Source organism: Bacillus sp. AFS098217, assembly GCF_002551815.1.
Classification (GTDB): Bacteria; Bacillota; Bacilli; order Bacillales; family Bacillaceae_G; genus Bacillus_A.
Map to the genome: position 1 here is coordinate 38,254 of NZ_NVPR01000167.1, position 13,465 is coordinate 51,718.

14 protein-coding genes and 1 pseudogene are annotated in these 13,465 nt (G+C 34.4%); 14 read left to right on the plus strand and 1 reads right to left on the minus strand.

Annotated features, from left to right (window positions below; all coding sequences use genetic code 11):
• The first annotated feature begins 25 nt into the window (after positions 1–25).
• Both COO03_RS25790 and COO03_RS25795 read left to right on the plus strand, forming a co-directional pair.
• A complete protein-coding gene (locus tag COO03_RS25790; protein WP_097899792.1) occupies positions 26–868 on the plus strand; it encodes an SDR family oxidoreductase in 843 nt (280 codons plus the stop codon).
• A 368-nt stretch (positions 869–1,236) separates the two neighbouring features.
• Positions 1,237–1,995 (plus strand): GNAT family N-acetyltransferase, encoded by a 759-nt coding sequence (locus COO03_RS25795; RefSeq protein WP_097899793.1) that lies wholly within the window; start codon positions 1,237–1,239, stop codon positions 1,993–1,995.
• Between the two features lie 55 nt (positions 1,996–2,050).
• Here the strand turns inward: COO03_RS25795 and COO03_RS28225 are convergent.
• Positions 2,051–2,164 (minus strand): annotated as a pseudogene (locus tag COO03_RS28225) (IS3 family transposase); the annotation flags it as partial.
• 46 nt (positions 2,165–2,210) lie between these two features.
• On the opposite strand from COO03_RS28225, the gene COO03_RS25805 reads away from it, so the two are divergent.
• The 12 genes from COO03_RS25805 (at position 2,211) to colA (ending at position 13,386) form a co-directional block, all read left to right on the plus strand.
• On the plus strand, positions 2,211–3,011 hold the full coding sequence (locus COO03_RS25805; protein WP_097899795.1) for an ABC transporter ATP-binding protein: 801 nt from the start codon (positions 2,211–2,213) through the stop codon (positions 3,009–3,011).
• Complete coding sequence (locus COO03_RS25810) at positions 2,996–4,879, plus strand: hypothetical protein (protein ID WP_097899796.1); 1,884 nt, start codon at positions 2,996–2,998, stop codon at positions 4,877–4,879. Before COO03_RS25805 ends, COO03_RS25810 begins: the two co-directional genes overlap by 16 nt.
• A 385-nt stretch (positions 4,880–5,264) precedes the next feature.
• On the plus strand, positions 5,265–5,777 hold the full coding sequence (locus tag COO03_RS25815; protein WP_097899797.1) for a DUF6609 family protein: 513 nt from the start codon (positions 5,265–5,267) through the stop codon (positions 5,775–5,777).
• Between the two features lie 328 nt (positions 5,778–6,105).
• Positions 6,106–6,468 carry a VOC family protein gene (locus COO03_RS25820; protein WP_097899798.1) on the plus strand — a complete coding sequence of 121 codons (363 nt, stop codon included), beginning with the start codon at positions 6,106–6,108 and terminating at the stop codon, positions 6,466–6,468.
• Between the two features lie 141 nt (positions 6,469–6,609).
• On the plus strand, positions 6,610–7,080 hold the full coding sequence (locus COO03_RS25825) for a SecY-interacting protein Syd (protein ID WP_097899799.1): 471 nt from the start codon (positions 6,610–6,612) through the stop codon (positions 7,078–7,080).
• A gap of 37 nt (positions 7,081–7,117) precedes the next feature.
• Complete coding sequence (locus COO03_RS27965; protein WP_255257302.1) at positions 7,118–7,261, plus strand: hypothetical protein; 144 nt, start codon at positions 7,118–7,120, stop codon at positions 7,259–7,261.
• A gap of 108 nt (positions 7,262–7,369) precedes the next feature.
• A complete protein-coding gene (locus COO03_RS27970) occupies positions 7,370–7,792 on the plus strand; it encodes a hypothetical protein (protein WP_230322475.1) in 423 nt (140 codons plus the stop codon).
• Between the two features lie 333 nt (positions 7,793–8,125).
• Positions 8,126–8,689: a DUF1444 family protein gene (locus COO03_RS25835; RefSeq protein ID WP_097899800.1), complete on the plus strand. Its 564-nt coding sequence runs from the start codon at positions 8,126–8,128 to the stop codon at positions 8,687–8,689.
• Positions 8,690–9,176: 487 nt separating this feature from the next.
• The gene (locus COO03_RS27295; RefSeq protein WP_230322473.1) at positions 9,177–9,521 is read left to right on the plus strand and encodes a hypothetical protein; all 345 of its coding nucleotides are present in this window, start codon (positions 9,177–9,179) and stop codon (positions 9,519–9,521) included.
• A gap of 34 nt (positions 9,522–9,555) precedes the next feature.
• Complete coding sequence (locus COO03_RS27975; RefSeq protein ID WP_230322472.1) at positions 9,556–9,813, plus strand: hypothetical protein; 258 nt, start codon at positions 9,556–9,558, stop codon at positions 9,811–9,813.
• Positions 9,814–9,944: 131 nt separating this feature from the next.
• A complete protein-coding gene (locus COO03_RS27980) occupies positions 9,945–10,373 on the plus strand; it encodes a hypothetical protein (protein WP_230322471.1) in 429 nt (142 codons plus the stop codon).
• Between the two features lie 112 nt (positions 10,374–10,485).
• Positions 10,486–13,386, plus strand: a complete 2,901-nt coding sequence (colA, locus tag COO03_RS25855; RefSeq protein ID WP_097899802.1) for a collagenase ColA — start codon at positions 10,486–10,488, stop codon at positions 13,384–13,386.
• The last annotated feature ends 79 nt before the right edge of the window (positions 13,387–13,465 follow it).

Here is a 13,465-nt window from a genome sequence, read left to right on the forward strand (position 1 = left end):
AAAAATGCCGAGAGGGGTGTATGTGATGGGCTTCCCGCCTCAACAACAAAGTAAACCTGGCATTGAATCATTAATGATACCCAGACCTATATTTGATAACCCCAACTACAAACCAGCAGGTAAGCTTATAAATAAGGTAGCGCTTATAACTGGTGGGGATAGTGGAATTGGGAGAGCTGTCGCTGTAGCCTTCGCGAAAGAGGGGGCAGACATAGCAATCTCATACCTAAATGAACACAGCGATGCAAAAGAAACGGAGTTCTATGTCAAAAAGTATGGACGTAGTTGCATTACTATTCCAGGTGATATTGGGTATGAGCAGCATTGCCAACAAGCAGTAATGCAAACAATTTGCCAATTTGGCCGTATTGACATTTTGGTGAATAATGCCGGTGTACTATACATAAGGAACAGTCTACTTGATGTAGATTCGAATCAACGGGCAAGTACCTTTCACACAAATGTTTTTTCGCAGTTTATTCTTACGAAAGCCGCTTTGCCATACATGAATTCAGGAAGCTCCATAATAAATACAACATCCCTTAGTGCCTATGATGGAGATCAAGATGCAATTGACTACGCAGCATCTAAAGGGGCTATTGTTTCATTTACACGTTCACTATCATTGTCACTGGCATCGCAAGGGATTCGAGTTAATGGTGTGGCCCCAGGACCAATTTGGACCCCATTAATTCCATCTTCCTTACCTCCAGAATGGCTTGCCACATTTGGAGATCATGTTCCTATGAAGCGAGCCGGTCAACCGTTTGAAGTGGCACCTGCTTATGTATTCTTGGCTTCCGATGATGCATCTTACATATCAGGACAAATTCTGCACGTGAATGGTGGGGAAATTTTAAATGGATAAATACTTATAAAATTGATATTAATTGTTATTATTCAAAATAATTCATAGTTTTTTAGATGTTTAATGATATATTTGTAGATTTGAAAGAAAGTCGAGATATTTATAAAAAGATGCGAAGTGTCACCCCTTTTGGATATAGTTTGTCTAAAGGGGGCTTTTTATGGTTAAAGGGAAATGAACATCTGATGTTGAGAAGCAGGTTAATATACTGTTGACTGAATATAAAGTTGTTCCGTTAAAGGACCATATTGCTCAGTAAGATAAAAGTATATTTATGTTAAAATAAAGGGAGATTCTGAATAAATGCACTTAAGCTGAAATATACAGATTATTTGAACATGAATATTTAAAATGTAGGGGGAAATAAATTGGAAACAATTGAAATGGTAGACTTAGACGAAGGGAATTTAGATGATGAGGGATGTTATTGCCTTCGTAGTAAGCCAAATTCAGCAGGTTACATAAATAAAAACAAATGGCTTATGGGAAGGTTCAATGAAGGTTTGAAGTATATAAAAATAATGGAGAATAGCAAACCGGCAGGGTTTATTGAATATACACCTATTGAATATTCTTCAAGAGTTGTCTATGGTGAAAATTATTTAGTTATTCATTGCTTATGGGTAAATATTACAGGAAAAGGGTATGCCTCAAAATTGATTAATAAATGTATTCAAGATGCTAAGGAACAAAATAAAGATGGCGTTATTGTGATTACAAATCCAGACACTTCTTGGACACCTAGTAAGGATATTTTTATAAAAAACAATTTCATTGAAGTAGATTATGCACCTTATGGTTTTGAATTACTTGTTAATAAATTTGGAAATTCACCCAATCCTTATTTTCCAAATGATTGGGATGAGCGACTTAAACCTTTTAAAAAATTAACAATCCTTCGCACACAGCAGTGCCCATTTGTAGATATATCAACCGATAATGTTGTTAAGGGAGCAAACAAATTGGGTATAAACGCAGAAATTATTTACATAAAAAACAGGGAAGAATTGTTGCGATTTTCACCTACCCCATATGGTATCTATGGCGTCATCTACAAGAATAAATTAATTTCTTTTCATAGACTTACGGTACACTCTGTAATGAAGCGATTAAAAGAGTTAGTTTAATTAACTATAATGTGTTTGGATTTGAGTCAATATTTTGGACACAAGAAAGTTAAGTCTATGCTACTTTTTTAGCTAGATCTTCTATTGCTTGAGGAGTTTTATAGCCAATGCTACTATGGATCCTCTTACGGTTATACCATCCCTCGATGTATTGAAAAAGCGCTGGATTGTTATCCATCGAAAAGAAATAAAATCCTGAAGGAGGAACGAAGGTTATGAAAATCTTTGAATCAAAATCATTGGAAATCACATTTGATGAATCTTCTCCAGCGCTACAGCTTCTCAATCTGTATAAACGATTCGGCGAGTCTATTGCAGTTAATCATATTGACTTAATGGTACCAAGTGGTTCATTCTACGGAGTGGTTGGACCAAACGGAGCAGGTAAGACTACTTCATTGTCAATGGCTGTAGGATTACTAAGACCGGATGGTGGGGATGCTAAAATTTTTGGGATCGATGTCTGGAGAAATCCAACACATGCTAAAATGCTGGTTGGAGTACTGCCAGACGGGCTATCTATGCCAGAAAGGCTTACTGGACGCGAACTATTAACATATATAGGGCTATTGAGAGGGATGGATGCTAAGAAAGTCGCTCATCGTACAGAGGAACTACTTACAGTACTAGAATTGAACAATGCTGAACAAACGCTAGTTATCAATTACTCTACTGGAATGCGTAAAAAAATCGGGCTAGCTCTTGCACTTCTTCATGCTCCAAAGTTGCTTGTTCTCGACGAGCCGTTTGAGGCCGTAGACCCCATTTCTGCAGCTACTATTAAAAAGATTTTACAGAGATTTGTTGCTTCAGGTGGTTCTGTAGTATTTTCTAGTCACGTTATGGCGTTGGTTGAACAACTGTGTGACTACGTTGCTGTTATCACCAAAGGGCGTGTGGCTGCGTCAGGAACAATGGATTATGTTTGTGGTGAACAAAGTCTTGAAGAAGCGTTCGTTCGGTTAGTAGGCAGTCGTACCGCTCAGGGAGGGGAATTGCCTTGGTTAATGTATTAGTCCGAATGAAGTTAGCAATACTTAGGCATTCGATGAATGGAGGGAGAGCCGTCCTTTTAATTATGGGTGGATTATTTGGCCTATTACTAGCGATTGGAACTGTCCTGCTTTTTGTCTTTTATCCTACTAATCCTACCGTATCGAAGGATATTCTTTACATTGTCTTTGCAGTGTGGACTATCGGTTGGATAATGGGACCGATGCTCACTGGTGGAGATGGGCTATTACGTCCGGAATATTTCATGTTGCTCCCACTCAACTCATATAAACTGGCTAGGGCATTACTTGTTGTAGCTTTTATAGGATTGGGACCACTGATTAGTCTAGTAGCCTTTATGGGTCTCTTGTTGTACGCAGCACGGCTTAATCTAGGGGCAATTATAGTTGCTGTTCCGGCAATTATTTTACAATTAGTCTTTGTAGTGCTGCTATCAAAAGTAGTGATTAGTATCATGGGCGAGACGATGAAATCTCGAATCGGCATGGAGATTGGAGCGATGCTCATTGGTTTTATTATAGCGTTTTTAAACGTAGGTTGGTATGCACTTTCTGCCATCAACTGGATAACAACAAAAAATTCTACTGTACTGTACATCTTCCCATCGAGCTGGGCGATACTTGCTGTAGATCAGGCTAGTCAATCAAATTGGTTATTAGCTTCTGTTTCTTTAATTGTTCTAACAATACTTTGCGGACTTCTGTTATACATATGGGCGAAATTATTGACAAGAAGTACAACGACAAATTTTACAAAAATAAAAGGTTGGACTACTGCAAAAAATCATAGGAATGTTCTCCGAATCCTTCCTGAAACTAAAACAGGAGCAATAATGACTAAGGAACTACAATGTTGGATAAGAGATCCACAGCGTGGTCGTTTTCTCCGGATGGGTCTATGGACAGGGCTGTTCTATGGCTTCCTAGTTACGATTGCTGGTATACCTGGCTTAATGCCGTGGGCAGGAGTAATTATGATTGTTTTCACAAGTATGTTTGCCTGTAATTTATATGGTTTTGATGGGAGTGCATTGTGGCTGACATTGGTGACTCCTGGTGCAGAACGGATCGATGTACGCGGTCGACAAGGAGCTTGGTTACTGGTTGTCGGTCCAGTTGCCATTGTAGTGACAGTTATTTTTACCACTTCTAGCGGACTTACTTGGGTTTATCCATGGGTATTCGCATTAATTCCTGCATTACTGGGTGGAGCTGCAGGTCTTATTGTATTGTTCTCGGTATTTAACTTAATCCCTATAACAGATCCTCAAAGGCGAGGGCGTGGTACTATTGTATCCGGTGACGATATGAATGCTGGGAAAATGTTTATAACAACTTGGCTTATGATGGTGATGGTACTAGCAACTGCTATACCTGCTTTGGCAGTTGTATGGATTGGGACATTGCTTCATTTAAATTTCTTACAATGGATGGGTGTACCTACTGGCATTTGTACTGGAGTGTTTTTTGCCTGGTGGTTTGGCCGCATTGCTTATGTAAAGCTTGAATTAAGTGGCCCCGAATTACTAGCTAAAATGAAAAATGGCATGAAAACTCGGCGAAAGGATAGTGAAAAGAAAGTACAAAATAAAGCGACTGAATTACCTAAGAAAAAACTTGCTGTTGTTGTACTTCTTGTATTTATCGGTATCTTTTCTTTGATTCATCAAAGTATAGTACCACTCGTTTTTGAAATACTTAGTATAGACGAAAAAGTGCGTCTTTTCTTTCTTCCACGTTATCTTCCACATACAGTTCGAATTCCTGTAATCATTGTATTTGCTGTATTAGGTCTAGCTTCTTTGTATAAGGCTATATTAATCAAGAAAAAACATGTAAACGAACATCAGAAAGTAAACGATGGCATATAAATGGAAATGGTGATTTTTATAAATTCATTCAAGTCAATGTAATCACAAGCGAATCCAGACAAAATTAAAAGGCATAAGTCAGTACAATACCGAGCTCATCCTCAACAAGCTGCCTAACGGAATACCTGTCTAACTTTATGGGGGCACTTCATTGAGGGTGTCTTTTTTACGACAAAAGCCGACTTGTATTTTTCTATTCGACGAATTGTGACAAAAAAGTTACAACTCTATTTGTTATGATGTTCCAGAAATCTTATATTTTATTATTCGAAGCGAGGTAGAAGAATGATGGTATGAATTTAGCCAAATTAGCTCATAGAGGCTCTGACAAAAAGAAGTATATTTAATACAAAGACTTGAAACGTTCGAAGAAGGGGAATAAGACATGGAAACACAAGCCTATAAATATCCTAGACAAAAGATTAATGGGATTTGGTTAATAATTTCTGGAATAGCAACGTTTTTACTTTTAATAAAACATAACGGCTATCCAGATATTCGGCCTTTTATTATTGTTTATGCATTAGGTATGATTTGGCAACTAAACCCTAGAACCAGGAAGAAATTAGCAGTTGGTTCTGGAACAAAGGGGCAAAAAAAATGGTCTAATTTTTCAATGATTCTATTGACTATTTTAGTTGTTCCCATTTTTAATTTTTTTTCGGATGATTATAGAATTTGCTGGTTATTAATTCTTTTAGCTGTAGGCATTCATTTTTTAACTTTCATTCCAGTACATGGGAAATTAATGCTTTTTCTAGCAATCAGTTTAACGATTAATGCAATCATAGGATTATACATTACTAACGTAAGTCTAGATGTCTTTTTTGTAATAGATGGCCTAATAAAAATTTTATTTGGTGGTATTTTTATTAGGTTAAGTCCTGTTAATTTTTAAAAAATATGAGCTAGAAGGTGCAAAATTCACTTTTGCTAAGATGACTGGAAGTAATGTAAAGGGCTTGGAACTCCAAGCTCTTTTATTGAGAATTGATATGTGAATTAACTAAGAAAAGATAGATTCATACGGTAGGGATTATATTGAGAAAAAAATCTTTCTTTTTGAAATTAAAGATACATAAGTAATGCTTATCGAAAATCATAATTTATCAATATTTCACTTATTGTATTTGGCGATATAAAATGAAAGAGGATTTAGAAAGTGTTAAAAAAATTATTTGGTTATAGAAGAATTCAAATTTCAATTGATAATGGGAGTGGATTTTATGATTCTTGGTTTGCATCACGCTCAGATAACTATTCCAAAAGGTGCTGAAGAAGAAGGGGAAAAATTTTATTGTGGAATTCTTGGTCTACCTAAGAAAGAAAAGCCCGAATCACTAAAGGGGCGTGGAGGATTTTGGTTAAAAGTCGGAGATAGAGATGTGCATATAGGTACAGAAGATGGTTTTGATCGATTAACAACAAAAGCTCATTTAGCTTATCAAGTGGAGGATGTATCATACTGGAGAAAGGTGTTAGAGCAAAATAACATTCAGATAATTGAAGGAGTACCAATATCAGGATTTGAACGTTTCGAGTTCAGAGACCCATTCGGAAACAGAGTGGAAATGATTCAAGAAATTTAGTTACTCCATTAATTAAATTTGGTATTGATGAAGATAAATATAATTAAAAATAGACAAAGAGCTTAGGGGGAATTTCTAAGCTCTTTGTTGTGATTTATACTGAGAATTCGTTTGATATTTAATTGCGATTTACGATGAGAAGTGGTACGTTTTTTATCGTTTTGCACCGCAAAAGTGAACCCGTTAAAATTTTTTCAAAATGGTTTCTTTTTTTCGATTGTCAAATACGAAATTGAAGGGCATTTTTTAATCAATTTTTATTTTAAAGCTACAGAAAAAGAACGGAATGTTATCCTTCATTCTGATATAAGAGAATATTTTAATTCATATTGGTTTCTTGAGATGATTGGCTGGATTGGCAATTACAATATTAGCTTATTTCCTGTAACACCAGGTATTGAACCTCATTTATTTACAAATTGTGTCCGAGATTATTTATCTCTTAAAAAGAGAGAAGAAATATATATCCCAATAGGATTTGAAAGTAGCGGGATGTTAATCCTTATGAACAATCGTACTGGAGAAATTGTTATTGAGGATTTTGAAACTGAAGAGTGTCGGTATCTCAGTACAAATTTAAAGGAACTCATTTCGGAAATAAGCTTCAAATGAACTTGGTATTAGTATATCTGTTAAGGGATGCGTGTTAATGAAAGAGCTTTATCACTCTAAAAAGAAGAAAATTCGAGGTTGGAAACGACATAAGAGAAAGGTAGAAAGATGGAAGCAAAATGTAATCAACATACATATGAATTACATTCGTGAGCATCAAAGAGATTACGCAAAATTGTGAATTCATCTCTTTTATTCTTTAGTCCGTAGAAACCCTCCTAATTGGTATAACCGTTTATTATTAAACGAAATGATAGATGTGTATCTAAACTGGTATGAAAAAATGACAATGGAAAATGAAAACTTTTACCTGGAAATTTGGTTATATGAACCAGACTTTATAAGTTCTCAAATTGTCGTTTCTTACAAAGATTGTATAAATACTTACAATGATATCTTTGACAAAAAACTTACCACAAAGAAATTTCCATTTCATAAATATGAATCATTAAAGGATAAATTAGCTTTGTTTGATTGGGAAGCTCACATTGATGCCGAAATGTATTGGGATGAGGAACTAAAAGAAGATATAGTAACAGGCTTTAGAACAAAAAACGAGGTAAATGAAATAATAAATAAATCTTATAAAACCGAGAAGGTTAAACTCAGTTATGGAGATGACGTTCTTTATAAGGTTAATGTTGGGGAAGTTTGGTTGGGAACACAAAAAAAGGGAATCTCTCACAATAAAGGTGTTTGCCTATTTTTTTGACCCAATTATCAACATTAAAAATTAATAGAGCCGTCTTTTTTGAAAGCTTTATACAAGAATGTATCCATACATATTTTATTAAGTGTGCTTTCTCAAAATTGGTCTTATTTACCGTATAAAGATCGCATATCTGCTATTTAGTCTAATACTTTATTTTGATAAAAACTTTCTTCACGAAATGAAACTTAGTCATTAGTCTAAATCTTTATTGTACTTAAAATAGAAAAATAAGAGTGGGAGAATCTAATTAGGTCAACGATGTTTGATCTAAAACATTTTCATAACAGGACAGAAGGCATAAATACAATGGTCTAGGATGGCGGGAGGATTTATATAACGAAACAATTTTGTAAAGAAGCGATTGCATACTTAAAACCAGTAGTAAAAGAGAATCTTGATGAAGAGTGCCTTACTTTATCTGAAGAAGATAGTATGGTCCATACATTTTTCAATGAAGATTTAATGAGTACATTTTTAGTTGAAGATTACAAAAATGAACTTTTTCAATATGTTCAAAATAGGCATGTAACAGTAGAAGGATTAGATAAGGAGCAATTATTAGAAATCGGGATAAATAATCTTTATAAATTAACAGATGAAAAAGAGCTTCGGGTTCACACATTAATGGAAGAGTGTTTTGCTTTAATTCTTGACGGAAATTTCGAAGCTAGTTTAATTGTTTTAGATGACTTATGGGAACATTCATTAAAACAATTCGTATCAAATGGCTATGCTGTTGCGATACCGGCAAGAGATATTCTTGTCTTTTGTGATTGTAACGCTAGTAACGGAATTGAAAAAATGAAAAGTATAATAGAAAAGGTTTGGGAAGACGGTGATCATTTACTCGTTGATAAAATTTTAGTGAGAAGTGAGGGAAAATGGAAATATTTATAAGTGATTCCAAACGCTTATAAATATAAGAGCTTTTCTTGATAAAAGAGAAGATGGATATCATATTATTGTACATGATTATACAAAGAATCCATTTAAGAAGTGACTGGCATCATGATCGAATAAAAGACTAGGTAAATGGAAGTTATCATGTTACTGGGCTTAGTACAGAAGGAATAGACCGAAAAGGATTAACTTTAACACCTAAATAATGTGTGTAAGACTCTTACTCTTGTAGGAGTTTTTTTAATTTTTATACAAAACTTAATAAAAATGATTTTCTTATAAAACGACAGTATACCATAATCGAATTATGGAATGTTATAATTTAGGGAAATATAGTTTCATGGTCTTACTATATGAGTGAGAATTCAAATAGAGAGGTAAATACATGACAAATTGCTATTTTGAGTTTCTAATACACAAAGAAGCTCACTTTCATAAACTAAGAGAATTTTTTTACAAGCTTAAGGAAGAGAAAGAAAAGGAGATGATAAATTCCAGTGATTCTATGTGGCTAGATTATTTTGAAGAAGATATATTAAAACAGTTTTGGTGGCCGACTGAAGAAGAATTATATAACTACTGGATTTTATGGGAACAAACCCCTGTTGAAGAACGTTTAAGGGAGCCTAAGCTTGTAACCCCATGGGATTTTGAATCTATGATTGATGCGTTTGCTTGCGGAGAATATGAACTGATATCTTGTGAAAAGGCATCAAACAATATTGGAAGAATTGAATTTCATCCCTATGCATGGCCATATGGGGGCAGCGATGTGTTTAGAGCGTTGATTGCGTATAGTGGATTCAAAATTATCGATGAGAGCGTATAAGTAGAGAATAAATAATAGTTTGGGAGAAGTGAAAATGAAAGAAGAAATGAAGCAGTATTTTCACAAATTACTTAAGGCGTGGAAAGACTATAATCATTCATTACCAAAATATTTGTGGATAGAAGAAGCTGTTTTAATCATGGCAATTCTCGTTTTCATAAGATGTGAACCAGTATTTGTTTTTTACATTATGCAATTCTTATTAGCAGCTTGCTACACTGTTCTACATTTATTAAGGAAGCATTCTGTAATCAGGATATACCATTTGTCATATCAAAAGCATCTTCATTAAATGAAGCAGTATCAATGGTAGGAACTGGTATTTCTAGGTTATTTCTAGTTAAATTTTCTTGAGCTACTAGTTTCTTTATTAATTCTGTAACATTTTTAGTTGCGGCTATTTTCTTTTCTTCCTTAAAAAGAATGAACCCTAAAAAAATAAAAAATACAAGAATATCCCACCTTGCAGAATTAATATCGGGATGGCATTTTATTAATCAAACAGAAGGAATAAAATACTTACTGTTTTTATTTATTTTGAATAGCATTAGTATACAAATGAAAACAACTTTATTATTACCTCTTGCAGAACAGTTTGAAGGAGGGAGCGGACTCTACTCAATATTTGAGATGGCATTTTCAGTAGGAGGGATTATAGCAGGTTTTATTGCTATCTATTTTGTAAAAAAGTTTAAACATAAAGTTATTTTTATTACGATGATGGGTACAGTTCACTTAGCGTATGGAAATCAGGATTTTAACTTCAAAAAAATGTTTTATTATATAAGATCAGCATTTTATCGGCAGAATCTGTTTCATTTTTGTACATTTCTAGGAGATTTAACTAAATGACACAAACTGCATGTTTAGAAAGGTAAACAGAAATGCAATATTGCATAATACATTATTTTATCTTAATATAGTGTTATTATTTTGGATGGATTAGATAAACGGAGGAAATGGTATGAAAAAGAAATCAAAATTTACTCAAATGATGCTCGGTATTAGTACAATGGCCTTATCATTTGGAGGTATTCAAACACAAGTGTCAGCGGAAGAAAACACACCTTATAATGTGTTGCAAAAGAAACCAATTGGGATAGAAACTTCAACAGATGAAATTGCACATTCTACAATAGCAGACGAAATGTTGTCTTATGAAGAACGTTTAAAAGTAGGCAATTTTTCACAACGTCCAGCTAAGGCCGTGAAACGAGCAGCGGCAAAACAATATCAGCAAAAGTATTCTGTGGCAGAGCTGAATAGAATGAGTAATGACGAATTAATCAATACATTGGCAAATGTTAGTTGGGATCAAATCATAGATTTAGGTCAATTTAATCAAGAAACAAAAGCGTTTTATCAAAATAAAGGGCGAATACAGGTTATTATTGATGAATTAGGTCGCCGCGGAAGCACATTTACAAAAGATGATACAAAAGGGATTGAGACGTTTGTTGAAGTATTATATTGCGGTTTTTATTTAGGCTTTAATAATAAAGAATTAGACTATTTAAATGAGCGAAGCTTCCATGATAAATGTTTACCGGCATTAAAAGCAATTGCAAAAAATCCGAATTTTAAACTTGGTACAGATAAACAGGATACAGTGGTATCTGCATACGGTAAATTAATTAGAAGTGCTTCTTGTGATGCTGAAACAGTTCAATATGCAGGGAATATATTAAAGCAGTATAACGATAATATTTCTGCATATATAAATGACAAGAATAAAGGAGATGCTTTGTATAATCTTCTCCAAGCGATTGATGATGATATACAGTCTTACGTGAATGGTACAAGAAAAAAAGCGGATGAAACAATATGGTATGGGAAAATTGATGGTTTTATAAATGAAATTAGTCGAATGGCTCTTCTAAATCATGTAACACCAGAAAATACCTGGTTAATTAATAATGGTGTTTATTATACTGGTCGTTTCGGGAAATTCCATAGTAATCCAAATAAACCTTTAGAAGTACTTACACAAGCAATGCGTATGTATCCTCGTTTTAGTGAAGCTTATTTTCATGCTGTACAAGAAATTGCAACAAACTATGGTGGAAAAGATTATTATGGAAATACAGTAGATTTAAAGAAAATCCGTGAAGAAGGCCAAAAGCAGTACTTACCAAAAACGTATACATTCGATGACGGTGCTATTGTATTTAAAACAGGAGATAAAGTAACGGAAGAAAAGGTTAAGAGATTATATTGGGCTGCTAAAGAAGTAAAAGCGCAATATCATCGCGTAATTGGAAACGATGCAGCGTTAGAATCAGGGAAAGCTGATGATGTACTGACAATCGTTATTTATAATAATCCAGATGAATATAAAAAAAATAGCCAACTATATGGATATGATACGAATAATGGTGGAATTTACATTGAAAGCATTGGAACGTTCTTTACATTTGAACGTACACCGCAGCAAAGTATTTATAGTTTAGAAGAATTGTTCCGTCATGAGTTTACACACTATTTACAGGGAAGATACGAAGTTTCAGGATCATGGGGACAAGGAGAAATGTATCAAGATCAACGTTTGACTTGGTTTGAAGAAGGAAATGCAGAATTTTTTGCGGGATCTACTCGTACGAATAATGTTGTTCCGCGCAAAAGTATAATTAGCGGATTATCATCTGATCCTGCACAGCGTTATACAGCAGAACGAACATTATTTTCGAAATATGGAGACGGACCAGATAAATGGGACTTTTATAATTATTCTTTTGCATTGCAGTCTTATTTATATACTCATCAATTTGAAACTTTCAATAGGATTCAAGATTTAATTCGTGCAAATGATGTGAATGGTTATGATGCATATCGTGAAGCTTTAAGTAAGGATCCAAATTTAAATAAAGGATACCAAGACTATATGAAGCAGTTAGTTGATAATCAGGGTACATATAATACCCCGCAAGTATCAGATGATTATTTAGCTGACCATGCACCAAAGCCACTAGCTGAGGTAAAGAAAGACATTACAGATGTAGCAAAGATAAAAGATGCAACAATTACAAAGCATAAGTCTCAATTCTTTGACACGTTTACATTAGAAGGAACATATACGGGCGGCGTAACAAAAGGAGAATCTGAGGATTGGAAAACGATGAGCAAGAAAATCAATCAATCTTTAGAACAGTTAACGCAGAAAGAATGGAGCGGCTACAAAACAGTTACAGCGTATTTTGTCAATTATCGTGTGAATGCGAACAATCAATTTGAATACGATATTGTATTCCATGGCGTTGCAACGGGAGAAGAAGAAAAACAGACGATTAAAGTAAATATGAATGGACCGTACAATGAGATAGTAAATGAAAAAGTTGAGTTTCATAGCGATGGTACAGAAAGCACAAGTGGAAAAATTGTTTCTTACCTCTGGGATTTTGGCGATGGTGCAACAAGTACAGAAGCAAATCCTACTCATGTATATGGAAAAGAAGGAACATATAATGCAAAGCTAACAGTGAAAGATAATAAAGGAAAAGTAGGCCGAGCACAAACAACGGTTACCGTAAAAAAGGATGAGCCAGCAGGTCATAACTATCAAGAGGCAAAGGTACTTAGTTTTAATAAGCTTTCAAAAGGAAATATGGATCGACCTAATATGGCGTATATGTACACATTCAATGTCACATCTCCAAAAGAAGTAGATATTTCTTTTATAGATGAACAGGGAATTGGGATACAATGGGATGTGTATCACGAATCAGATCTAGGAAATCCTGTCATTACGGGTCGAGCGGATGGAAATAATATAAAAGGGAAATTTGAAGCGAAACCTGGGAAGTATTACTTAGTTTCATTTTTTGAAGAGGAAAATAGAAATGGAACATATTCATTATTAGTAAAATAAATCTATTTCCAATTTATAACTTTAATTTTTGGGAGGAGCCTGTCACTATGGCTCCTTCTGTTCTTTTTTTGAGGGTCTA